Raw genomic sequence first — 23478 nt, 5'->3', positions numbered from 1 at the left:
TTAATCGCGCGCGCCCAAGGGCGCCTCTGAAAACGCAAGGCCTGGTCAGCCAGGTATTGCGGGAGGCGCCCTCTGGGCGCGCGCGTTTTTCCGGCTCCGACTATTTCAACAAGCGAGGAGGATCGCCATGGGCGTGACCAATCGGTTGGCCTGTTACTCCGACCCCGCCGACCACTATTCCCACCGAGTGCGCATCGTGCTTGCAGAGAAGGGTGTCAGCGCCGAAATCATTTTTGTGGAGGCTGGTCGTCAGCCGCCTAAACTGATTGAAGTGAACCCTTACGGCAGTCTCCCGACGCTGGTCGATCGTGACCTGGCGTTGTGGGAGTCGACCGTGGTGATGGAGTATCTGGATGAGCGTTACCCGCATCCGCCATTGATGCCTGTGTACCCGGTGGCGCGTGCCAACAGTCGTCTGTTGATGCACCGCATCCAGCGTGACTGGTGTGGTCTGGTGGATCTGATTCTGGATTCGCGCACCAAGGAAGCTGCGCGTGTCGTGGCGCGCAAGGAATTGCGTGAAAGCCTGACGGGCGTGTCGCCGCTGTTCGCCGACAAGCCGTTTTTCCTCAGTGAGGAACAAAGTCTGGTGGATTGCTGCCTATTGCCAATACTCTGGCGTTTGCCGATTCTGGGTATAGAACTGCCGCGGCCGGCCAAGCCGCTGCTTGATTATATGGAGCGTCAATTTGCGCGTGAGGCTTTCCAGGCGAGTCTGTCTGGTGTCGAACGCGACATGCGCTAAGGCTTAAGGAGCCGCTATGAACTCCAGTCGACCTTATCTGGTCCGCGCGCTCTACGAGTGGATTGTGGATAACGATTGCACCCCGCACATGCTGGTCAATTCCGAGTACCCGGCAGTGCAGGTACCACAGGGCTTTGCCAGTGACGGGCAGATTGTCCTGAATATTTCACCGAGTGCCGTGCGTCACTTGCACATGGATAACGACGTGGTGACCTTCGAAGGTCGCTTCGGTGGTGTTCCGCACAGCCTGTACGTGCCGATTGCTGCGATTCTGGGTATCTACGCCCGGGAAAACGGTCAGGGCATGGTGTTCGATCTGGAGTCGCCGATGGATGACGAAGACGAGATCGAGCAGGATGATGATATTCCGCCACCGGACAGCGAGCCACCGCGCCCAAGCGGCCGGCCAAGCCTGAAAGTGGTGAAGTAATAAAAAAGGCGATCCAACCGGATCGCCTTTTTTGTGCCTGCGTTTTGCGGCTCAGTCGATGTACTCGAACAGTTTCACGATCTTCTGCACGCCGGACACGCCCTGGACCAGGTTGGTGGCCTGGGCCGCTTCCTGCTTGGTCAGCAGGCCGAGCAGATAGACGATGCCGTTCTCGGTCACGACTTTGATGCGCGAGCCGGGAATGCTGGCGTCGGTCAGCATCTGGGTCTTGATCTTGGTCGTCAGCCAGGAGTCGTTCTGGCGGGCGAGGAAGCTCGAAGGGGCGATCACTTGCAGCTCGTTGTGCACCTTCTTCACGCGTTGCACATTGGCGGCAGCCTGCTCGGCCTTGGCCTTCAGGTCTTCGCGCGGAGTCTGGCCGGCCAGCAGCACGACGCCGTTGAAGCTGGTGACGACGATATGCGAGTCATTGTCCAGGCCCGGATCGGCCTTGGCCACGTTGACGCCGACTTTGGTCTCGATCAATGAATCGTCAATCTTGCTGCCGAAGGTGCGGGTGCCGCGATCGTCTTCGATCGGTGCTTCGCGGCTGGCATTCACCACGGAGGTGCAGCCAGTAATGCCGAGGCACAGGGTCAAGGCCAGAAGGCCAAGGCGATTAGGGGTCATTCTTCACTCCCGAACAGTTGGCTGTCGATCAGATCGCAAAGGCAATGGATCGCCAGCAAGTGGACTTCCTGAATACGTGCGGTGACATTGGCCGGTACGCGAATCTCGACGTCTTCGGGCAGCAGCAGCGACGCCATGCCGCCGCCATCGCGTCCGGTCAAAGCTACGACAATCATTTCGCGATCATGTGCGGCCTGGATCGCCTGAATAATGTTCGCCGAGTTACCGCTGGTCGAAATCGCCAGCAGCACATCGCCTGGCTGGCCGAGTGCGCGGATCTGCTTGGAGAACACTTCGTTGTAGCTGTAATCGTTGGCGATCGAGGTGATGGTCGAGCTGTCGGTGGTCAGGGCGATGGCCGGCAGGCTCGGGCGCTCGCGCTCGAAGCGGTTGAGCAGTTCCGAGGAGAAGTGCTGGGCGTCGCCGGCCGAACCGCCGTTGCCGCACGAGAGCATCTTCCCCTCGTTGAGCAAGGCGTTGACCATCACTTGGCTGGCTTGCTCGATGTGCGGTGCAAGTACGTCCATCGCCTGTTGCTTGGTGTCGATACTGGCCTGAAAAAGCTGGCGAATTCGGGATTGCATGTCCATCTGTGTGACCTTAATTAGCGCGGCTGTCCGGCACGTGAATGTGCAGCCCGCAAAGCAAAGAGCAAAAGTGTTGAGTGAAAATGTCCAGGTCGGCGCAGGCGCTCAACTGTCGAACGCATTCTGCAACCAGTTCAGCTGACCCTGGTGGCTGTCGATGGCCACCACGTCGAAGCGGCAGGGGGAATTGGCCCAACGCGACTCGCGCTGAAGAAAATACTGTGCGGCGAAAATCAGTTTTTGCCGTTTGCGCCCGTCGATACTGTCGAGCGCTCCACCCCATTGAGTGTTCTTTCGGTAACGTACTTCGACGAATACTACTGTATCGCCATCAAGCATGACCAGATCAAGCTCGCCGCGTTTACATAACCAGTTCTGCGCCAGCAGGCGCAGACCCTGGTGTTGCAGATGCTCGAGCGCCTGGCGCTCGGCATCCTTGCCGCTTTGCAGGTGTGACCGGTCGGGCATCAGCGCGGGGTGTCCGGCAGACGCTGGATCTGGCCGCTGACAAACTGGGCCCATGGCAGCTGACGTACGACGCGTTGGCTCTGGGTCATGCCCAGGCTGCCCGACAGACCGTCGATGCGGCTGTCCGGCAGGGTCTTGAGCTGGCTCAGGCGTGGTGCCAGGCGGTAGGCGTCAACACCCATCGCGTACAGACGGCCGAGGCTGCCGGCGGCTTGTGGCCACTGAGCAGTGACCTGTTTGCGCAGTGGGTCGTTGGCATCCAGCAGCCACGGGGTTTCGCAGAAGCGTACGCCGTTCATGTCGTTGTACTGGTTCACGTCGCCGCTTGCGCTGAATACGTGGGAGGTCGCGTAGACCGGCACGTCACCGGCGTACTGGAAGTTCAGGGTCGGCTTGATCTGCTGCGCCTGTTGCGGGGTCGCAGCGAGGAAGATGAACTCAATGTCCTGGCGACGCGAAGGCTGGGCGGCGACGTTGGTGCCGGCTGCATTCTGCAGGCTCTTGGCGCGGGCTTCGCTCTGACGCAGCTGGAACATGTCGGCAATCTGCTGGGCGAGTTGCACGGGCTGATCGACGCGCTCGGTGGCGACGATGCTGCCACCGTTGGCTTGCCAGTCCTGGCTGAATGCGCGCAGGACGCGGTCACCCCATTCGCCTTTCGGCACCATGATCGCGGCGCGGTGCAGGCCGTCGGCACGGGCGCGTCGAGAAACTTCGCGGGCTTCGTCTTCAGCGGCGAGGCCGAACTGGAACAGTTGCGCCGGGCCCTGGTCGCCTTCGCTGTAGTTCAGCGCGAGAGTGGTGATCGGCAGTTGCGGGCGGGTGCTCAGCTGTTTGACCAGTGGTTTTTCCAGCGGCCCGACAACCAGTTGCACGCCGTCGGCCTGGGCCTTGCGGTAGAACTCGTCCATGCTGGTCAGGTGCGAGCTGTCGTAGAACACGATGGCCGGTGGTTTCTGACCGGCTTGCTGGGCCTGGTAGTGCGCGGCCATGAAACCGTCACGCAGGGCCTTGCCGACCGAGGCCAGCTGGCCGTCCTGTGGCAGCAGCAGAGCGATTTTGCTCAGAGGCTGGCTGGCCAGTTCCTTGAGTTTGGTCAGAGGCAGCGGCAGGTTGATCGCGGCCGGGTGTTTCGGGTGCTGCGAGCGCCAGTCGTCGATGGCAGCCTGTTGCTGCTCCAGGGTGCCGGCGGTTTTCACGGCCAGGGCCAGGCTCATCCAGCCTGCGAGGTCGTCGGTCCCGTTGGGTTGCAGCTGATCGGTCGGCAGCGAGGCAATCAGGGTCCAGATCGCTTCGTGGTTCTTGCTGGCGGCTTCGCCTTCCAGCATCGGCGCGATGAAGATGCGCTCGCGAGCGGCAGCCAGTGTCTGGCCGTCGGCTTCAAGGGCGCGGGCGTGAACGGTGCCTGCGCGAACCTGCAGCGGAATCGACATTTCGCTCAGGCGCTGCAGGCTTGGATGGTTCAAGGCTGCCAGCGCGGCTTTCGGCTGGTTGCGGGTCATTGCCAACTCGGCAGACAAGGTGCTGGCGAATGCCTGCTGGCCTGGCTGGAGTTGTTCCATTGGCACTTGTTGCAGGATCTGCGCGGACTGTCCGGCGTTACCTTGGCGGTAAGCCATGTCCGCTGCGCTCAGGCGCAGCAACGCAGCTTTGTCCGGCGATTTGGCCTGGGCAGCCTGTTCGAGCAGTTGCTCGATGGTGGCATCCGGGGTCCGTGGAAGTTCGCCAAGGCTGGAGGAAGGGGAGCTGGCGCAGGCCGCCAACAGGGCAGCGAGGCAGAGGGCAGTGAACAGCCGCAGGCAAGCGATCATGTAAGTGTTCCTGATACTCGATCAAATTAGCGTCGAATTGTACCCAAGCGCTGGCCGGGGCGCGATGTTACTGGTGTGAAACCGTCAATTTAGCTGATGTAAATGTTGCGCGACCGCACAATGGTGCGACAAACCGTGTCTGCCGCGAGCGCATCGCCGGGCGCGTGACGCGCTACAATGGCGGCTTTTACCGATCATGAGGTGTGCGCTTTGACTGCTCCAGGTGCTTTGAATTCCGCTGCGGGCTCGCTTTATGTGGTGGCGACGCCCATCGGCAACCTGGACGATATCAGCGCCCGGGCGTTGAAGATCCTGCGCGAAGTGGCGCTGATCGCCGCCGAAGACACGCGCCACTCCCAGCGTCTGATGCAGCACTTCGGCATCACTACGCCACTGGCGGCCTGTCATGAACACAACGAGCGTGATGAGGGCAGTCGTTTCATCACTCGCCTGCTGGCTGGCGACAACGTCGCGCTGATTTCCGATGCCGGTACGCCGCTGATTTCCGATCCGGGTTATCACCTGGTGCGCCAGGCGCGTGCCGCCGGGATCAATGTGGTGCCGGTGCCGGGTGCCTGTGCGTTGATCGCGGCATTGTCGGCGGCCGGTCTGCCATCCGACCGTTTCATCTTCGAAGGTTTTCTGCCGGCCAAGGCTGTTGGGCGCAAGGCGCGTCTGGAAGCCATCAAGGAAGAGCCGCGCACGCTGATTTTCTACGAGGCGCCGCATCGTATTCTCGAATGTCTGCAAGATATGGAAGCCGTGTTCGGCGCTGATCGTCCGGCATTGCTCGCCCGTGAAATCACCAAGACCTTTGAAACCCTCAAGGGCCTGCCACTGGCCGAGTTGCGGGCATTCGTCGAGGCGGACAGCAATCAGCAGCGTGGTGAATGCGTTGTTGTAGTGGCTGGCTGGACTGCGCCGGAATCCGAAGATGCCGTCAGCAGCGAGGCGATGCGCATCCTCAATCTGTTGCTCGAAGAGATGCCGCTCAAACGTGCTGCAGCTTTGGCAGCGCAAATCACCGGTGAGCGCAAAAACGTGCTGTATCAGGTGGCGCTGGATCAGCAAAAAGGCGCGTAACCCGTCGCGCAGACCGGTTTGCGGGCTATTAGCGCTTGTTCTTCGGGCGCTCTGCCGTTAACCTGCGCGGCGGAGAGTCGATCGGACAGTCGCTGCCCTCTATGAAAATTAGGGGGGGGAGGAAAGTCCGGGCTCCATAGGGCGAAGTGCCAGGTAATGCCTGGGAGGCGTGAGCCTACGGAAAGTGCCACAGAAAATAACCGCCTAAGCGCTTCGGCGCCGGTAAGGGTGAAAAGGTGCGGTAAGAGCGCACCGCACGTCTGGCAACAGTTCGTGGCTAGGTAAACCCCACTTGGAGCAAGACCAAATAGGGTCCCAAGGCGTGGCCCGCGCTGGGACCGGGTAGGTTGCTAAAGATGTCCAGTGATGGCCATCGTAGACGAATGACTGTTCAAGACAGAACCCGGCTTACAGATCGACTCTCCACCTTTTTCTTTTCCCTGCTTGAATTAAAGGCGACAGGGCTGTTTATTATCAGCAGGCCTGCTCTGGAAATCCGGCAGCGGCAACCGCAGTAATAGCCATTTCCCACCTTGCTTCAATCAACAGCAGAAGCGCTTTTGTAATACCGAAAAAATCTTACTCTTAACAAATTACTTTAACTTTCGAGCGCAGCTATCAGTGCTGTCTCAAGTTATTGGATAAAAGCATCCGCCAGATTCTCGTTGCTCCTCCTTTTATGCTCCTAAATCTCCGTTCTGTAAGGGTTTTCCTTTGATCCGCGCCTTGACGGTGTGGTGGGCGCATTCCTATAGTGTGCGCAAGTGGCGGAAAGTGGCATGAAGTGGGTTTTTTGAGCTCAAAACGATAAAAATTGGAGAAACGCAGACGTGTTTCGCGGAGCTAACGCTATCAGTCTCGACGCAAAGGGCCGTCTCGCCATGCCGAGCCGGTACCGTGACGAGCTCGTTTCGCGTAGTTCCGGCCAGTTGATCGTGACCATTGATGCCGTTGATCCGTGCCTGTGTGTCTACCCGCTCGATGAGTGGGAAATTATTGAAACCAAGTTGCGCGCGCTTCCTTCGCTCCGCGAAGAGAACCGTCGTCTGCAACGTTTATTGATTGGTAACGCCGTCGACCTCGAACTCGACGGCAGTGGTCGTTTTCTGGTGCCGCCGCGCCTGCGCGAATACGCAAAGCTGGACAAGCGCGCGATGCTGGTCGGTCAACTGAACAAGTTCCAACTGTGGGACGAAGATGCCTGGAACGTGGTTTCTGCCGCTGACCTGGCTGCCATACAACAACCGGGCGCCATGCCTGATGAACTGCGTGATCTGATCCTGTGACTATTGATAGCGGCTTTAACCACATCACCGTACTGCTTGACGAAGCCGTCGAGGCTCTCGCCGTACGTCCTGATGGCTGCTATCTGGACGGCACGTTCGGGCGCGGCGGGCACAGCCGGTTGATCCTCAGCAAGCTCGGGCCTGATGGCCGGCTCATCGGATTCGACAAAGATCCACAAGCGATTGCCACCGGGCAAACGCTAGCGGCCGAAGACGGCCGCTTTGTCGTTGTGCAGCGCAGCTTTGCCGAGCTGGGTTCGGTGGTTGCCGAGCGCGGTCTGGACGGCAAGGTCAGCGGCATTCTGCTCGACCTCGGCGTGTCTTCGCCGCAGCTCGATGATGCCGAGCGCGGTTTCAGTTTCCTCAACGATGGCCCGCTGGACATGCGCATGGATCCGTCCCGTGGCATCAGCGCGGCCGAGTTCGTCAACACCGCGCCTGTGGAAGAAATCGCCCGGGTGTTCAAGGAATATGGCGAAGAACGATTCTCCGGTCGCATGGCTCGCGCCGTGGCCGAACGTCGTGACATCACGCCGTTCGAGCGCACCGCCGATCTGGCCGAAGTGCTGAAAGTCGCCAACCCGGCGTGGGAAAAGGGCAAGAACCCGGCAACCCGTGCATTCCAGGGCTTGCGCATTCACGTCAATAACGAGCTGGGCGATCTGGAAGCGGGCCTCGAAGCCGCTTTGGAATCCCTGGAAATCGGCGGCCGTCTGGTCGTGATCAGCTTCCACTCGCTGGAAGACCGCATCGTCAAACTGTTCATGCGCAAGCTGGTAAAAGGCGAAGCCGACAACCTGCCGCGCAACCTGCCGGTTCGCCACGTTGCGTTCGAACCGAAAATCAAGATCCATGGCAAAGCGCAGACGGCCTCCGACGCCGAACTCAAAGCCAACCCACGTTCCCGTAGCGCCGTCATGCGCGTCGCGGAGAAGCTGCGGTGAGCAAGCTTTTCGCCAAGCCACTGCCTGGCGGCAGCTTTTTCATGCTGCTGCTGTTCATCGGCGTGCTCGTGTCGGCCATCGGCGTGTCCTATAGCGCCCACTGGAACCGGCAGTTGCTCAATACCCTTTACAACGAACTCAGCGTGCGCGACAAGGCGCAGGCCGAGTGGGGGCGCCTGATTCTCGAGCAAAGCACCTGGACCGCCCACAGCCGGATCGAAGTGCTGGCCACCGAACAACTGAAGATGCACATCCCTGGCGCGGCTGACGTGAAGATGGTGGCGCCATGATGAAACTCGAAGGGGCTCTGTTCCCGTGGCGCTTCCGTCTGGTCGTCGGTCTGCTCGGCGTGATGGTGGCCGCGATCTGCTGGCGCATCATCGACCTGCAGGTTATCGACCGTGACTTCCTCAAGGGGCAGGGCGATGCGCGCAGCGTTCGTCACATTCCGATCCCGGCACACCGTGGCCTGATCACTGACCGCAATGGCGAGCCTCTGGCCGTGAGTACCCCAGTGACCACTCTGTGGGCCAACGCCAAGGAAATGCAGCTGGCCAAGGAAAAGTGGCCGGCACTCGCCGCTGCTCTGGGCCAGGATCCGAAAGCCCTGGCCGAGCGTCTTGAAGCCCAGGCCAACAAAGAATTCATTTATCTGGTGCGCGGGCTGACCCCCGAGCAGGGCCAGGCTGTGCTCGACCTGAAAGTGCCTGGCGTCTACGGCATCGAAGAATTCCGCCGTTTCTATCCGGCCGGTGAAGTCACCGCGCACATGGTCGGATTCACCGACATCGATGACCACGGTCGTGAAGGTGTCGAACTGGCCTACGACGAGTGGCTGGCCGGCGTACCCGGCAAGCGGCAGGTCATCAAGGATCGGCGCGGTCGGCTGATCAAGGATGTCCAGGTCACCAAGAACGCCAAGGCCGGCAAGCCCTTGGCGTTGTCCATTGACCTGCGCCTGCAATACCTGGCCAACCGCGAGCTGCGCAACGCGATCATCGAGAACGGCGCCAAGGCCGGCAGTCTGGTGATCATGGACGTGAAGACCGGCGAGATCCTCGCCATGGTCAACCAGCCGACCTACAACCCGAACAACCGTCGCAATCTGCAACCGGCGATGATGCGTAACCGCGCGATGATCGACGTGTTCGAGCCGGGTTCGACCATGAAAGCGATCTCGATGAGCGCCGCGATCGAGACCGGCCGCTGGAAACCGAGCGACACCGTCGAGGTGTATCCGGGTTCGCTGCAGATCGGCAAATACACGATCAAGGACGTATCGAAGACCGAAGGTCCGGTACTCGACCTGACCGGGATTCTGATCAATTCCAGTAACGTCGGCATGAGTAAGGTCGCGTTCGATATCGGCGGCGAAACCATTTTCCGTCTGGCACAGAAAGTCGGCCTCGGCCAGGACACCGGCCTCGGCTTCCCGGGCGAGCGTGTCGGCAACCTGCCGAACTACCGCGAGTGGCGCAAGGCTGAAACCGCAACGCTGTCCTACGGCTACGGTGTTTCGGTGACCGCGATCCAGCTGGTGCACGCATTCTCGGCACTGGCCAACAACGGTCGTCTCGCACCGCTGACCCTGATCAAAACCGACAAGGCGCCGCAGACCACCCAAGTGCTGCCGGAAGCCGTGGCGAAAACCATGCAGGGCATGTTGCAACAGGTAATCGAAGCCCCGCGCGGCGTATTCCGTGCGCAGGTTCCCGCCTATCACGTGGCCGGCAAGTCGGGTACGGCGCGCAAGACCTCGGTGGGCACCAAGGGTTATGCCGAAAACTCCTATCGCTCGCTGTTCGCCGGTTTCGGCCCGATGAGCGATCCGCGTTATGCCATCGTCGTGGTGATCGATGAACCGACCAAGGCCGGTTACTTCGGTGGTCTGGTTTCGGCGCCGGTGTTCAGCCGTGTGATGTCCGGCACCCTGCGTCTGATGAACGTTACCCCGGACAACCTGCCGAACACCCAGCAGGCCAATGCCACCCCGGCTGTTCCGCTGAAAGCCAATGGAGGGCGCGGCTGATGTCTCTTAGTCTGAACAAGATTTTCCCCCACGCCGGCCACGATCTGTTGATCCGTGAACTGGCACTCGACAGCCGCAACGTACGCGCGGGCGACCTGTTCCTCGCGGTGCCGGGCGGCAAGTTCGACGGTCGTGCGCACATTGCCGATGCACTGGCTCGTGGCGCCGCGGCGGTTGCTTACGAAGTGGAAGGCGCCACCGTGCTGCCGATCACTGACGTGCCGCTGATTCCGGTCAAAGGCCTGGCGGCGCAGTTGTCGGATATCGCCGGTCGTTTTTACGGTGAGCCGAGTCATCACCTGAATCTGGTGGGCGTGACCGGTACCAACGGCAAGACCAGCGTGACCCAATTGGTCGCACAGGCCCTGGATCTGCTCGGCCAGCATTGCGGCATCGTCGGCACCCTGGGTTCCGGTTTCCACGGTTCGCTGCAAAGTGGCCTGCACACCACGCCGAATCCAATTGCCATGCAAGCGACCCTGGGCGACCTGAAAAAGGCTGGCGCCAAAGCTGTGGCCATGGAAGTTTCGTCCCACGGCCTGGATCAGGGCCGGGTCACTGCACTGGCGTTCGACGTCGCGGTGATGACCAACCTGTCCCGCGATCACCTCGATTACCACGGCACCATGGAAGCCTACGCCGAAGCGAAGGCCAAGCTGTTCGCCTGGAATGACTTGAAGTGCCGCGTGGTCAATCTGGATGACGATTTCGGCCGGCAACTGGCCGCGGAAAAACGTGAGTCGCGCCTGATCACTTACAGCCTGCTCGACAGCAGCGCCTATCTGTATGTCCGCGAAGCACAGTTCGATGACCATGGCGTGCGCGCCACGCTGGTCACGCCGCAGGGCGAACATCATCTGCGCAGCACATTGCTGGGCCGTTTCAACCTGAGCAACGTACTGGCTGCCGTCGGTGCCTTGCTCGGTCTGGACTACGCCCTCGACGAAATCCTCAAGGTGCTGCCGAAACTCGAAGGCCCGGCCGGACGCATGCAGCGTCTCGGCGGCGGCACCCAGCCGCTGGTGGTGGTCGATTACGCCCACACCCCGGATGCGCTGGAAAAAGTCCTCACCGCATTGCGTCCGCACGTCAAAGGCCAGTTGCTGTGCCTGTTCGGCTGTGGCGGTGATCGCGATCGCGGCAAGCGTCCGCTGATGGCCGAAGTGGTCGAGCGTCTGGCCGACCGCGTGCTGGTCACCGATGACAATCCGCGTACCGAAGATCCAGCGGTGATTTTCGATGATATCCGCGCCGGCTTCACGGCTGTGGATAACGTGACATTCGTGGCCGGGCGCGGCCAGGCCATCGCACAACTGATCGCCAGTGCCTCGGCGGATGACGTAGTCGTCCTGGCCGGCAAAGGTCACGAGGACTATCAGGAAATCAACGGCGAGCGCCACGCATTCTCTGATCTGGTCGAGGCTGATCATGCCCTGACCGCGTGGGAGGTGGCCCATGCTTAAGGCCCTGAAACTCAGCGAACTGACCAACGCACTCGACGCGCGTTTGATCAGCGCGGACGCAAGCTTCGACGGTGTGAGCATCGACAGCCGCGCCATCAAGGCCGGCCAACTGTTTATCGCCCTGACCGGTCCGCGTTTTGACGGTCATGACTATCTGAATGAAGTCGCCGCCAAAGGCGCCGTTGCTGCATTGGTCGAGCGCGAAGTCGCCGACAGCACGCTGCCGCAACTGCTGGTCAAGGACACCCGCCAGGCCCTCGGTCAGCTGGGTGCACTGAACCGTGCCGCGTTCACCAAACCGGTTGCGGCCGTGACCGGCTCCAGCGGCAAGACCACGGTCAAGGAAATGCTCGCGAGCATCCTGCGCACGCGCGGCTCGGTGCACGCGACCCGTGGCAACCTGAACAACGACCTCGGCGTACCGCTGACCCTGCTCGAACTTGCTCCGGAACACAGCGCGGCGGTGATTGAGCTAGGCGCGTCGCGTCTGGGTGAAATCGCCTACACCGTCGGGCTGACCAAGCCGCACGTGGCGATTCTCAACAACGCCGGCACCGCTCACGTTGGCGAGTTCGGCGGGCCGGAGAAAATCGTCGAAGCCAAGGGCGAAATCATCGAAGGGCTGGCGGCCGATGGCATTGCCGTGCTGAATCTCGATGACAAGGCGTTCGGTATCTGGAAGACCCGCGCTGCCGGTCGCAAGGTGCTGACCTTCGCCCTGAGCAACACGCAAGCGGATTTCCACGCCAGCGACCTGGCCACCGATGCCCGTGGCTGCCCGGCGTTCAACCTGCACAGTCCTGAAGGTGTGGAACGGGTTCAGATGAACCTGCTCGGCACCCATAACGTCGCCAATGCCCTGGCCGCCGCCGCCGCCGCTCACGCCCTGGGCGTGTCGCTGTTCGGCATCGCCACCGGGCTTGGCGCGGTACAACCGGTCAAGGGTCGCACCGTCGCGCAACTGGCGAAAAACGGCATGCGCGTGATCGATGACACTTACAACGCGAACCCCACCTCCATGTGCGCGGCCGTTGATATACTCGCCGGCTTTTCCGGCCGCACCGTCCTGGTGCTCGGGGATATCGGCGAGTTGGGCGACTGGGCGGAGCAGGGGCACCGCGACGTGGGCGAATACGCCCGGGGCAAGGTTTCCGCGCTTTACGCCGTCGGGCCGAACATGGTCCACGCCGTGAACGCATTCGGCCAAGAGGCGCATCACTTCGGCACGCAGGCCGAACTGATCCAGGCCCTCGGCGCCGAGCACGACAAAAACACCACTATTTTGATCAAGGGTTCGCGCAGCGCAGCGATGGAAAACATCGTTGCGGCCCTGTGCGGGTCCAGTCTGGAGAAACATTAATGCTGCTGCTGCTAGCGGAGTATCTGCAACAGTTCTACAAAGGCTTCGCGGTCTTCCAGTACCTGACCCTGCGCGGGATCCTCGGTGTGCTGACCGCGCTGGTCCTGTCGCTGTGCTACGGCCCGTGGATGATCCGCACCCTGCAGAACCGTCAGATCGGCCAATCGGTTCGTAACGATGGTCCGCAATCGCACCTGTCCAAATCCGGTACGCCGACCATGGGCGGCGCACTGATCCTGTCCTCCATCGGTGTCAGCACCCTGTTGTGGGCTGACCTGAGCAACCGTTACGTGTGGGTCGTGCTGCTGGTGACCCTGCTGTTCGGCGCCATCGGCTGGGTCGACGACTACCGCAAAGTGATCGAGAAGAACTCCCGTGGTCTGCCAAGCCGCTGGAAATATTTCTGGCAGTCGGTGTTCGGCCTCGGCGCGGCGATCTTCCTTTATATGACTGCCGCCACGCCGGTGGAAACCACCCTGATCCTGCCGATGCTCAAGGACTACAGCATTCCGCTGGGCGCCGGTTTCATCGTGCTGACCTACTTCGTGATCGTCGGCTCGAGCAACGCAGTCAACCTGACCGACGGCCTCGACGGTCTGGCGATCATGCCGACGGTGATGGTCGGCGGTGGCCTGGGCATCTTCTGCTACCTGTCGGGTAACGTGAAATTCGCTGAATACCTGTTGATCCCGTACGTACCGGGCGCGGGCGAACTGATCGTATTCTGCGGCGCACTGATCGGTGCCGGCCTGGGCTTCCTGTGGTTCAACACCTATCCGGCACAAGTCTTCATGGGTGACGTCGGCGCACTGGCGCTGGGCGCAGCCCTGGGCACCATCGCGGTCATCGTCCGTCAGGAAATCGTCCTGTTCATCATGGGCGGCGTGTTCGTGATGGAAACCCTGTCAGTCGTCATTCAGGTGGCTTCCTTTAAGCTGACCGGTCGCCGTGTGTTCCGCATGGCTCCGATCCACCACCACTTTGAACTCAAGGGCTGGCCCGAGCCGCGCGTGATCGTCCGTTTCTGGATCATCACCGTGATTCTCGTGCTGATCGGCCTTGCCACCCTGAAGCTGAGGTAGAACGAGTGTCTCTGATCGCTTCTGACCACTTCCGCATCGTTGTCGGCCTCGGCAAGAGCGGCATGTCCCTGGTTCGCTTCCTGGCGAACCGGGGCGTGGCGTTTGCGGTGGCCGATACGCGGGAAAATCCACCGGAACTGGCCACGCTCCAGCGTGACTATCCGCACGTGGAAGTGCGTTGTGGCGAGCTGGACGTCGAGTTCCTGTGCCGTGCCGACGAGCTCTACGTGAGCCCCGGCCTGGCGCTGGCGACCCCGGCCCTGCAAGCCGCCGCGGCCCGTGGCGTGAAGCTGTCCGGCGACATCGAGCTGTTCGCGCGTAACGCGAAGGCGCCGATTGTGGCCATCAGCGGTTCCAACGCGAAAAGCACCGTCACCACCCTGGTCGGCGAGATGGCGGCTGCGGCCGGCAAGCGCGTGGCCGTGGGCGGCAACCTCGGTACGCCGGCGCTGGATCTGCTCAGCGATGACGTCGAGCTGTACGTGATGGAGCTGTCGAGCTTCCAGCTGGAAACCACCGACCAGCTCAACGCCGAAGTGGCGACCGTGCTCAACATCAGCGAAGACCACATGGATCGCTACAGCGGCCTGCCGGCCTATCACCTGGCCAAGCACCGGATCTTCCGTGGCGCGAAACAGTTCGTGGTCAACCGTCAGGATGCCTTGACCCGGCCGCTGATGGGCGAGGGCCAGCCATGCTGGACCTTCGGCCTGACCAAACCCGATTTCAAGGCGTTCGGCCTGCGCGAAGAGAATGGCGAGAAATACCTGGCCTTCGAATTCCAGAACCTGATGCCGGTGCGTGAACTGAAGATTCGCGGCGCCCACAACCAGTCCAACGCCCTGGCGGCGCTGGCGCTCGGCCATGCGGTCGGTCTGCCGTTCGACGCCATGCTCGCGGCCCTGCGCAACTTTGCCGGCCTCGAACATCGCTGCCAGTGGGTGCGTGACCTGGACGGCGTCGGTTACTACAACGATTCCAAAGCCACCAACGTTGGTGCCGCACTGGCGGCCATCGAAGGCCTGGGCGCGGACATCAGCGGCAAGGTCGTGCTGATCGCCGGCGGCGACGGCAAGGGTGCCGAGTTCAAGGACCTGCGTGACCCGGCGGCGGCCCATTGCCGTGCCGTGATCCTGATGGGCCGCGATTCCGACAAGATCGGCGAGGCCATTGGCGATGCCGTGCCGCTGATTCGCGCCACCACACTGATCGACGCCGTCGAAAAATGCCGCGCCGCCGCCCAGCCGGGTGACGTAGTGCTGCTGTCACCGGCCTGCGCCAGTTTCGACATGTTCAAGAATTACGAAGACCGTGGTCACCAGTTCGTCCGCGCCGTGGAGGATCTGGCATGAGCCTGCGAAACATCATCAAGCCGTATCCGTCGCCGATCATCACCGGGCGCGGGATCGACCTCGACTTCCCGATGCTCGCCGGATGCCTGGCGCTGCTCGGCCTGGGCCTGATCATGATTGCTTCCGCATCCACCGAAGTGGGTGCAGTGCAGTCGGGCAGCGCGCTCTACTACATGACCCGTCACCTGATCTACGTGGTGCTGGGCCTGGGCGCGTGCATCGTCACCATGATGATTCCGATCGCCACCTGGCAGCGCCTGGGCTGGATGATGCTGATCGGTGCGTTCGGTCTGCTGGTGATGGTGATCGTCCCGGGGATCGGCCGTGAGGTGAACGGTTCGATGCGCTGGATCGGCTTCAGCTTCTTCAACGTGCAACCGTCCGAGATCGCCAAGGTGTTCGTGGTGATTTACCTCGCCGGTTATCTGGTGCGTCGCCAGAAGGAAGTGCGCGAGAGCTGGATGGGCTTCTTCAAGCCGTTCATCGTGCTGCTGCCGATGGCGGGCCTGTTGCTGATGGAGCCGGACTTCGGCGCAACCGTCGTGATGATGGGCGCTGCGGCGGCGATGCTGTTTCTGGGCGGGGTCGGACTGTTCCGGTTCTCTCTGATGGTGGTGCTGGCGGTGGCGGCGGTGGTGCTGCTGATCCAGATGCAGCCGTACCGGATGGCGCGTCTGACCAACTTCGCCGACCCGTGGGCCGACCAGTTCGGCGCGGGCTATCAATTGTCCCAGGCCTTGATCGCCTTTGGTCGCGGTGAGTGGCTGGGCGTTGGTCTGGGCAACAGTGTGCAGAAGCAGTTCTACCTGCCGGAAGCCCACACCGACTTCGTGTTCTCGGTACTGGCCGAAGAGCTGGGCGCTGTCGGTTCGCTGTGCACCGTGGCGCTGTTCGTGTTCGTGTGTATTCGCGGCATGTACATCGGTCTGTGGGCCGAAAAAGCCAAACAGTTTTTTGCCGCTTATGTTGCCTACGGCCTGTCGTTCCTGTGGATCGGTCAGTTCCTGATCAACATCGGCGTGAACGTCGGCCTGCTGCCGACCAAGGGCCTTACCTTGCCGTTCCTCAGTTATGGCGGCAGTTCCCTGGTGATCTGCTGCGCCTGCCTTGGCCTGTTGCTGAGGATCGAGTGGGAGAGCCGGACCCACCTGGGCAGTGAAGAGATGGAATTCCATGAGAGCGACTTCGCCGAGGAGCCGAACCATGGGCGCTAACGTATTGATCATGGCCGGCGGTACCGGCGGCCACGTGTTCCCGGCACTGTCCTGTGCCCGTGAATTCCAGGCGCGCGGCTACACCGTGCACTGGCTGGGTACGCCACGGGGGATCGAGAACGATCTGGTGCCGGCCGCCGGCCTTGAATTGCATCGCATCAACGCCACCGGCCTGCGCGGCAAGGGCAAGCTGTCGTTGCTGAAGGCGCCGTTCATGCTGCTGAAGTCGGTGTGGCAGGCGCGGGCGATCATTCGCCGCCTGCGTCCGGTGTGCGTGGTCGGATTCGGTGGTTATGTGACCGGTCCTGGTGGCATCGCCGCCAAACTGGCCGGCGTGCCGGTGATCGTTCACGAGCAGAACGCCGTGGCCGGCACCGCCAATCGGTTGCTGGTGCCGTTCGCCGCCCGGGTGTGTGAAGCGTTCCCCGACACCTTTACCCTGTCGGACAGCCGCCGTACCACCGGCAACCCGGTGCGCAGCGAGCTGTTCCTCGAAACACCGCGTGCGGCACTGGCCGGACGCAAGGCGCGTTTGCTGATCCTGGGCGGAAGCCTGGGCGCAGAACCGTTGAACAAGTTGCTGCCTGAAGCCCTGTCGCAAGTCGCAGCCGATTTGCGTCCGGAAGTGTTTCATCAGGCCGGCAAAAATCACGATGAAGTGACTGCAGAGCGCTACCGCGCCGCCGGCGTGGACGCGCAGGTGCAGCCCTTCATCAAGGACATGGCTCAGGCCTATGGCTGGGCTGACATCGTGGTGTGCCGTGCCGGCGCACTGACCGTCAGCGAGCTGGCCGCCGCCGGTCTGCCGTCGATGCTGGTGCCCTTGCCCCATGCGATCGACGATCACCAGACCCGCAACGCCGATTATCTGGCCCGCGAAGGCGCTGCCTTCCTGATGCCGCAAAGAACGACTGGTGCCGCGGACCTTGCCGCGCGCCTGACAGAGGTCTTGATGCAACCGCAACGACTCGAAGAAATGGCCCGAGCGGCCCGCCGTCTGGCAAAACCCGAAGCCACCCGCAGCGTGGTCGATACCTGTCTGGAGGTGGCCCATGGTTGAGAATCAGAAAGCCATGCCACAACCGGAAATGCGCCGCATCCGTCGCATCCACTTCGTCGGGATCGGCGGCGTGGGCATGTGCGGTATCGCTGAAGTGCTGCTGAACCTGGGTTACGCCGTGTCCGGCTCCGACCTCAAGGCTTCGCCGGTCACCGAGCGTCTGGAATCCTTCGGTGCGCAGATCTTCATCGGTCACCGTGCCGAGAACGCCGCTGCCGCCGACGTGCTGGTGGTGTCGAGTGCCGTGAACACTTCCAACCCGGAAGTCGCGACTGCCCTTGAGCGCCGTATTCCGGTGGTGCCGCGTGCCGAGATGCTCGCCGAGCTGATGCGCTACCGCCACGGCATCGCCGTCGCCGGTACCCACGGCAAGACCACCACCACCAGCCTGATCGCTTCGGTGTTCGCCGCCGGTGGCCTGGACCCGACGTTCGTCATCGGTGGCCGTCTGAATGCCGCGGGCACCAATGCCCAGCTCGGCACCAGCCGCTACCTGATCGCCGAGGCCGACGAGAGCGACGCCAGCTTCCTGCACCTGCAACCGCTGGTGGCTGTGGTGACCAACATCGACGCCGACCATATGGCGACCTACGACGGCGACTTCAACAAACTTAAGAAAACCTTCGTCGAGTTCCTGCACAACCTGCCGTTCTACGGTCTGGCGGTGATGTGCCTGGACGATCCGGTGGTGCGTGAAATCCTGCCGCTGGTCAAGCGTCCGACCGTCACCTACGGCTTCAGCGAAGACGCCGACGTGCGCGCCATCAATGTGCGCCAGCAGGGCATGCAGACCTTCTTCACCGTGCTGCGCCCTGATCGCGAGCCGCTGGATGTGTCCGTGAACATGCCGGGCAACCACAACGTGCTCAATTCCCTCGCGACCATCTGCATCGCCACCGACGAAGGCGTCAGCGATGAAGCCATCGTCCAGGGCCTGTCCGGGTTCCAGGGCGTCGGCCGACGCTTCCAGGTCTACGGCGAACTGCCGGTGGACGGCGGCAACGTGATGCTGGTCGACGACTACGGTCACCACCCGACCGAAGTCGCGGCCGTGATCAAGGCCGTACGCGGTGGCTGGCCTGAGCGCCGTCTGGTGATGGTCTACCAGCCGCACCGCTACAGCCGCACCCGTGACCTGTACGACGACTTCGTCAATGTACTGGCCGACGCCAACGTGCTGCTGCTGATGGAAGTCTATCCGGCCGGCGAAGAGCCGATCCCGGGCGCCGACAGCCGCAAGCTGTGCAACAGCATCCGTCAGCGCGGTCAGCTGGACCCGATCTACATCGAGCGCGGTGTCGACTTGGCGCCGCTGGTCAAGCCGCTGCTGCGTGCCGGCGACATTCTGCTGTGCCAGGGCGCCGGTGACATCGGTGGTCTCGCACCGAAACTGTTGAAAAGCGAGTTGTTCGCCGGTGCCGTGGCCGCACCGGTCGAGGGGAAGTTGAAATGACTGCTGCCTACGCCAACCTGTTCTCCACCATTGCCCCGAAAGACTTCGGCCGTGTCGCCGTGCTGTTCGGTGGCCTGAGTGCCGAACGTGAAGTCTCGCTGAAGTCCGGCAACGCCGTGCTCTCTGCGCTGCAAAGCGCCGGTGTGGACGCGTTCGGGATCGACGTCGGTGCCGACATTCTGCAGCGTCTGCTGAGCGAAAAGATCGACCGCGCGTTCATCATCCTCCACGGTCGTGGCGGTGAAGACGGCAGCATGCAGGGCCTGCTCGAAGTGGCCGGCATTCCGTACACCGGCAGCGGCATCCTCGCGTCGGCGCTGGCGATGGACAAACTGCGCACCAAGCAGGTCTGGCATACGCTGGGGATTCCGACGCCGCGTCACGCCGTGCTGCGCAGCGAGGCCGATTGTATTTCGGCGGCGACGGAACTGGGCTTCCCTTTGATCGTCAAACCGGCGCATGAAGGTTCAAGTATCGGGATGGCCAAAGTGAGTTCTGCGTCCGAGTTGATCGACGCATGGAAAGCGGCCAGTACCTACGATTCGCAAGTGTTGGTCGAGCAATGGATCCACGGTCCGGAGTTCACCATCGCCACCCTGCGTGACCAGGTGTTGCCTCCTATCGCCCTGGGTACGCCACACACGTTCTACGACTACGACGCCAAGTACATCGCCAACGATACCCAGTATCGGATTCCGTGCGGGCTCGATGCCGCCAAGGAAAAAGAACTCATGGACCTCACGGCGCAAGCCTGCGAGGCGCTGGGTATCGCCGGTTGGGGCCGGGCGGACGTAATGCAGGACGCTGACGGCAAATTCTGGTTCCTGGAAGTCAACACGGCTCCCGGCATGACCGACCACAGCCTGGTACCGATGGCGGCGAAAGCGGCCGGTCTGGATTTCCAGCAACTGGTCCTGGCCATCCTGGCCGCCAGTGTCGATGCCGATGGCCATAAAGAGGCGCGAGGTTAAGACCATGCAAGGCGCACAGCTCAGACATCAGCCACCCGCTCCCGGTCGCAAGCCGGTGCCGCGGGGTGCCAGCCGAATGGTGGCCAAAGAGCCGATGTCCGCGCGCCTGCCGAAAGCCAATTTCGGCTTTCTGAAAAGCCTGTTCTGGCCGGTGCTGCTGGTGGCGCTCGGGTTTGGTACCTACGAAGGTGCGCAGCGTCTGTTGCCATACGCCGACCGGCCGATCACCAAGATCGCCGTGCAGGGCGACCTGAGCTACATCAGCCAGCAGGCGGTGCAGCAGCGAATCGCCCCGTACGTGGCGTCGAGCTTCTTCACCATCGACCTGGCCAGCATGCGCTCGGAACTGGAGCAGATGCCGTGGATCGCCCACGCCGAAGTCCGTCGCGTGTGGCCGGACCAGGTGGTGATCCGCCTCGAAGAGCAATTGCCCGTGGCCCGTTGGGGCGACGAGTCGCTGCTCAACAACCAGGGCCAGGCGTTCACGCCCAAGGAACTGGCGAACTACGAACACCTGCCACAGCTGTTCGGTCCGCAGCGGGCCCAGCAGCAAGTGATGCAGCAATACCAGGTACTGAGCCAGATGCTCCGGCCGCTGGGCTTCTCGATCGCGCGCCTGGAACTGCGTGAACGTGGCAGCTGGTTCCTGACCACCGGTGCCGGCAGTTCCGGCCCCGGCATCGAGTTGCTGCTGGGACGCGGCAACCTGGTGGAAAAGATGCGCCGCTTCATTGCCATCTACGACAAGACGCTTAAAGACCAGATTACGAACATTGCGCGTATCGATCTGCGCTACGCCAACGGCCTCGCTGTTGGCTGGCGGGAACCAGTAGCGCCGACGACAGCCCAACCCGCTGTCGCAAAGAATTAAGAAGAGGCAGGACCCATGGCAAACGTGCAAAGCGGCAAAATGATCGTCGGTCTCGATATCGGCACCTCCAAGGTGGTGGCGCTGGTCGGCGAGGTTGCGGACGACGGCACGCTCGATATCGTCGGGATCGGTACCCATCCGTCCCGCGGCCTGAAGAAAGGCGTGGTGGTGAACATCGAGTCCACCGTGCAATCGATCCAGCGCGCGATCGAAGAAGCCCAGTTGATGGCGGGCTGCCGCATTCACTCGGCGTTCGTCGGCGTGGCGGGCAATCACATCCGCAGCCTGAACTCCCACGGCATCGTGGCGATCCGCGACCGCGAAGTCAGCTCGGCTGACCTGGAGCGCGTGCTCGACGCCGCCCAGGCCGTGGCGATCCCGGCTGACCAGCGCGTGCTGCACACCTTGCCGCAGGACTACGTGATCGATAACCAGGAAGGCGTGCGCGAGCCGCTGGGCATGTCCGGCGTGCGTCTGGAAGCCAAGGTCCACGTGGTCACCTGCGCCGTCAACGCCGCACAGAACATTGAAAAATGTGTGCGTCGCTGCGGTCTGGAAATCGACGACATCATTCTCGAGCAACTGGCGTCGGCCTATTCGGTCCTGACCGATGACGAAAAAGAACTGGGCGTGTGCCTGGTCGACATCGGCGGCGGCACCACCGACATCGCGATCTTCACCGAAGGCGCGATCCGTCACACGGCCGTGATCCCGATTGCCGGTGACCAGGTGACCAACGACATCGCCATGGCGTTGCGCACCCCGACCCAGTACGCCGAAGAGATCAAGATCCGCTACGCCTGCGCCCTGGCCAAACTGGCCGGTGCCGGCGAAACCATCAAGGTGCCGAGCGTCGGCGACCGTCCGCCGCGCGAACTGTCCCGTCAGGCCCTGGCCGAAGTGGTCGAGCCGCGTTACGACGAACTGTTCACCCTGATCCAGGCCGAGCTGCGTCGCAGCGGCTACGAAGACCTGATCCCGGCCGGCATCGTGCTGACCGGCGGTACGTCGAAGATGGAAGGCGCCACCGAACTGGCCGAGGAAATCTTCCACATGCCGGTACGCCTCGGTGTACCGCACGGCGTGAAGGGCCTGGATGATGTGGTGCGCAACCCGATCTATTCCACTGGCGTGGGCTTGTTGATGTACGGCCTGCAGAAGCAGTCCGACGGGATCTCGTTCTCGGGCATCGGCAGCCGCGACAGCTACAGCAACGACGAGCCACAGGCACCGTTGCTGGACCGTTTGAAGAAGTGGGTTCAAGGCAACTTCTAAAGCTTTACCGCAACACCGCAACAAAATGCAGTAGGCGAAAAAACTAGAGAATGTAAGGAGAGGGAAAATGTTCGAACTCGTAGACAACATCCCCGCAAGCCCGGTAATCAAAGTTATCGGTGTTGGCGGTGGCGGCGGCAACGCTGTCAACCACATGGTCAAGAGCAACATCGAAGGCGTTGAGTTCATCTGCGCCAACACCGATGCTCAGGCGCTGAAAAACATCGGCGCGCGCACCATCCTGCAACTGGGCACCGGCGTGACCAAAGGCCTGGGCGCCGGCGCCAACCCGGAGGTCGGCCGTCAGGCTGCGCTGGAAGATCGCGAGCGCATCGCTGAAGTGCTGGCCGGCACCAACATGGTGTTCATCACCACCGGCATGGGTGGCGGTACCGGTACCGGTGCAGCGCCGATCATCGCCGAAGTGGCCAAGGAAATGGGCATCCTGACCGTTGCGGTCGTGACCCGTCCGTTCCCGTTCGAAGGCCGCAAGCGTATGCAGATCGCCGACGAAGGCATCCGCATGCTCTCCGAAAGCGTCGACTCGTTGATCACCATTCCCAACGAGAAGTTGCTGACCATCCTCGGTAAAGACGCCAGCCTGCTGTCGGCTTTCGCCAAGGCTGACGATGTACTGGCCGGTGCCGTTCGCGGTATCTCCGACATCATCAAGCGTCCGGGCATGATCAACGTCGACTTCGCCGACGTACGCACCGTGATGAGCGAAATGGGCATGGCGATGATGGGCACTGGCTGCGCCAGCGGTCCGAACCGTGCACGTGAAGCCACCGAAGCGGCCATCCGCAACCCGCTGCTGGAAGACGTGAACCTGCAAGGCGCACGCGGCATCCTGGTGAACATCACCGCCGGTCCTGACCTGTCCCTGGGTGAGTACTCCGACGTGGGTTCGATCATCGAAGCCTTCGCCTCCGAGCACGCGATGGTCAAGGTCGGTACCGTTATCGATCCGGACATGCGCGACGAACTGCACGTGACTGTGGTTGCCACCGGTCTGGGCGCGAAAATCGAGAAGCCTGTGAAGGTCATCGACAACACCGTTCACACCACCATGGCTTCCGCTCCGGTGCAGCAACAGGCTCCTGCGCGTCAGGAACAACCTGCTGTGAACTACCGTGACCTGGACCGTCCGACCGTCATGCGCAACCAGGCTCAGGCCGGTGCCGCGACTGCCGCGAAGATGAATCCGCAAGATGACCTGGACTACCTGGACATCCCGGCTTTCCTGCGTCGTCAGGCTGATTGATGGAATGTATCAGGGCTATGAAGGTGATTGGTGTTCAGCAAAGGCTCGGTCTGCTATTATCGCCAGCCTTTGTTGATACCAGTTCGCAATTTGCGCTGAA

22 protein-coding genes and 1 other RNA gene are annotated in these 23478 nt (G+C 62.0%); 19 read left to right on the top strand and 4 right to left on the bottom strand.

Translation table 11 applies throughout. The features are described 5' to 3' along the window. Positions 1-127: 127 nt before the first annotated feature. Both M5B44_RS12715 and M5B44_RS12710 read left to right on the top strand, forming a co-directional pair. A complete protein-coding gene (locus tag M5B44_RS12715; RefSeq protein WP_085709342.1) occupies positions 128-745 on the top strand; it encodes a glutathione S-transferase N-terminal domain-containing protein in 618 nt (205 codons plus the stop codon). A gap of 16 nt (positions 746-761) precedes the next feature. Beyond that, positions 762-1175 (top strand): ClpXP protease specificity-enhancing factor, encoded by a 414-nt coding sequence (locus M5B44_RS12710; protein ID WP_065261496.1) that lies wholly within the window; start codon positions 762-764, stop codon positions 1173-1175. Positions 1176-1226: 51 nt separating this feature from the next. Here the strand turns inward: M5B44_RS12710 and M5B44_RS12705 are convergent, their stop codons facing one another. The 4 genes from M5B44_RS12705 to M5B44_RS12690 form a co-directional block, all read right to left on the bottom strand. Next, positions 1227-1805: a BON domain-containing protein gene (locus tag M5B44_RS12705; protein ID WP_134828052.1), complete on the bottom strand. Its 579-nt coding sequence runs from the start codon at positions 1803-1805 to the stop codon at positions 1227-1229. Continuing rightward, complete coding sequence (locus M5B44_RS12700) at positions 1802-2395, bottom strand: phosphoheptose isomerase (RefSeq protein ID WP_007928463.1); 594 nt, start codon at positions 2393-2395, stop codon at positions 1802-1804. The genes M5B44_RS12705 and M5B44_RS12700 overlap by 4 nt, the downstream gene beginning before the upstream one ends. Before the next feature lie 102 nt (positions 2396-2497). Then, the gene (locus M5B44_RS12695; protein ID WP_007956783.1) at positions 2498-2860 is read right to left on the bottom strand and encodes a YraN family protein; all 363 of its coding nucleotides are present in this window, start codon (positions 2858-2860) and stop codon (positions 2498-2500) included. Beyond that, positions 2860-4671, bottom strand: a complete 1812-nt coding sequence (locus M5B44_RS12690; protein ID WP_248739350.1) for a penicillin-binding protein activator — start codon at positions 4669-4671, stop codon at positions 2860-2862. The genes M5B44_RS12695 and M5B44_RS12690 overlap by 1 nt, the downstream gene beginning before the upstream one ends. A 177-nt stretch (positions 4672-4848) precedes the next feature. Here M5B44_RS12690 and rsmI point away from each other — a divergent pair, with 177 nt between their 5' ends. The 17 genes from rsmI to ftsZ all read left to right on the top strand — a co-directional run bounded on the left by rsmI (position 4849) and on the right by ftsZ (position 23378). Further along, positions 4849-5754, top strand: a complete 906-nt coding sequence (gene rsmI / locus M5B44_RS12685) for a 16S rRNA (cytidine(1402)-2'-O)-methyltransferase (RefSeq protein WP_248739349.1) — start codon at positions 4849-4851, stop codon at positions 5752-5754. Between the two features lie 73 nt (positions 5755-5827). Beyond that, positions 5828-6181, top strand: an RNA gene (rnpB, locus tag M5B44_RS12680) — RNase P RNA component class A. A gap of 403 nt (positions 6182-6584) precedes the next feature. Further along, positions 6585-7040, top strand: a complete 456-nt coding sequence (mraZ, locus tag M5B44_RS12675; RefSeq protein WP_248739348.1) for a division/cell wall cluster transcriptional repressor MraZ — start codon at positions 6585-6587, stop codon at positions 7038-7040. Then, the gene (rsmH, locus tag M5B44_RS12670; RefSeq protein ID WP_412546968.1) at positions 7037-7984 is read left to right on the top strand and encodes a 16S rRNA (cytosine(1402)-N(4))-methyltransferase RsmH; all 948 of its coding nucleotides are present in this window, start codon (positions 7037-7039) and stop codon (positions 7982-7984) included. The genes mraZ and rsmH overlap by 4 nt, the downstream gene beginning before the upstream one ends. After that, positions 7981-8274 carry a cell division protein FtsL gene (ftsL, locus tag M5B44_RS12665; RefSeq protein WP_007956777.1) on the top strand — a complete coding sequence of 98 codons (294 nt, stop codon included), beginning with the start codon at positions 7981-7983 and terminating at the stop codon, positions 8272-8274. The genes rsmH and ftsL overlap by 4 nt, the downstream gene beginning before the upstream one ends. After that, positions 8274-10013 carry a peptidoglycan D,D-transpeptidase FtsI family protein gene (locus M5B44_RS12660; protein WP_170931600.1) on the top strand — a complete coding sequence of 580 codons (1740 nt, stop codon included), beginning with the start codon at positions 8274-8276 and terminating at the stop codon, positions 10011-10013. Before ftsL ends, M5B44_RS12660 begins: the two co-directional genes overlap by 1 nt. Then, the gene (locus M5B44_RS12655) at positions 10013-11476 is read left to right on the top strand and encodes a UDP-N-acetylmuramoyl-L-alanyl-D-glutamate--2,6-diaminopimelate ligase (RefSeq protein ID WP_248739347.1); all 1464 of its coding nucleotides are present in this window, start codon (positions 10013-10015) and stop codon (positions 11474-11476) included. The genes M5B44_RS12660 and M5B44_RS12655 overlap by 1 nt, the downstream gene beginning before the upstream one ends. Further along, positions 11469-12836 carry a UDP-N-acetylmuramoyl-tripeptide--D-alanyl-D-alanine ligase gene (locus tag M5B44_RS12650; RefSeq protein WP_248739346.1) on the top strand — a complete coding sequence of 456 codons (1368 nt, stop codon included), beginning with the start codon at positions 11469-11471 and terminating at the stop codon, positions 12834-12836. The genes M5B44_RS12655 and M5B44_RS12650 overlap by 8 nt, the downstream gene beginning before the upstream one ends. Next, positions 12836-13918 carry a phospho-N-acetylmuramoyl-pentapeptide-transferase gene (mraY, locus tag M5B44_RS12645; protein WP_015096766.1) on the top strand — a complete coding sequence of 361 codons (1083 nt, stop codon included), beginning with the start codon at positions 12836-12838 and terminating at the stop codon, positions 13916-13918. Before M5B44_RS12650 ends, mraY begins: the two co-directional genes overlap by 1 nt. Before the next feature lie 5 nt (positions 13919-13923). After that, entirely contained in the window at positions 13924-15270 is a 1347-nt protein-coding gene (gene murD / locus M5B44_RS12640; protein ID WP_114885424.1) for a UDP-N-acetylmuramoyl-L-alanine--D-glutamate ligase, read from the top strand. After that, complete coding sequence (gene ftsW / locus M5B44_RS12635; RefSeq protein WP_085709351.1) at positions 15267-16484, top strand: putative lipid II flippase FtsW; 1218 nt, start codon at positions 15267-15269, stop codon at positions 16482-16484. Before murD ends, ftsW begins: the two co-directional genes overlap by 4 nt. Continuing rightward, entirely contained in the window at positions 16474-17544 is a 1071-nt protein-coding gene (gene murG / locus M5B44_RS12630; RefSeq protein ID WP_085709352.1) for an undecaprenyldiphospho-muramoylpentapeptide beta-N-acetylglucosaminyltransferase, read from the top strand. Before ftsW ends, murG begins: the two co-directional genes overlap by 11 nt. Continuing rightward, positions 17537-18997, top strand: coding sequence for a UDP-N-acetylmuramate--L-alanine ligase (gene murC / locus M5B44_RS12625; protein ID WP_085709353.1), 1461 nt, complete (start codon positions 17537-17539; stop codon positions 18995-18997). The genes murG and murC overlap by 8 nt, the downstream gene beginning before the upstream one ends. Next, on the top strand, positions 18994-19968 hold the full coding sequence (locus M5B44_RS12620; RefSeq protein ID WP_248739345.1) for a D-alanine--D-alanine ligase: 975 nt from the start codon (positions 18994-18996) through the stop codon (positions 19966-19968). Before murC ends, M5B44_RS12620 begins: the two co-directional genes overlap by 4 nt. A 4-nt stretch (positions 19969-19972) precedes the next feature. After that, positions 19973-20839, top strand: coding sequence for a cell division protein FtsQ/DivIB (locus tag M5B44_RS12615; RefSeq protein ID WP_085709355.1), 867 nt, complete (start codon positions 19973-19975; stop codon positions 20837-20839). Between the two features lie 15 nt (positions 20840-20854). Then, positions 20855-22114, top strand: a complete 1260-nt coding sequence (gene ftsA / locus M5B44_RS12610; RefSeq protein WP_065261511.1) for a cell division protein FtsA — start codon at positions 20855-20857, stop codon at positions 22112-22114. A 67-nt stretch (positions 22115-22181) separates the two neighbouring features. Continuing rightward, positions 22182-23378: a cell division protein FtsZ gene (ftsZ, locus tag M5B44_RS12605; protein ID WP_085709356.1), complete on the top strand. Its 1197-nt coding sequence runs from the start codon at positions 22182-22184 to the stop codon at positions 23376-23378. Positions 23379-23478: the final 100 nt, after the last annotated feature.

It is taken from the genome of Pseudomonas sp. MWU12-2029, from assembly GCF_023242425.1.
GTDB lineage: Bacteria > Pseudomonadota > Gammaproteobacteria > Pseudomonadales > Pseudomonadaceae > Aquipseudomonas > Aquipseudomonas kribbensis.
This window is presented reverse-complemented; position numbering and strand designations above follow the sequence as displayed.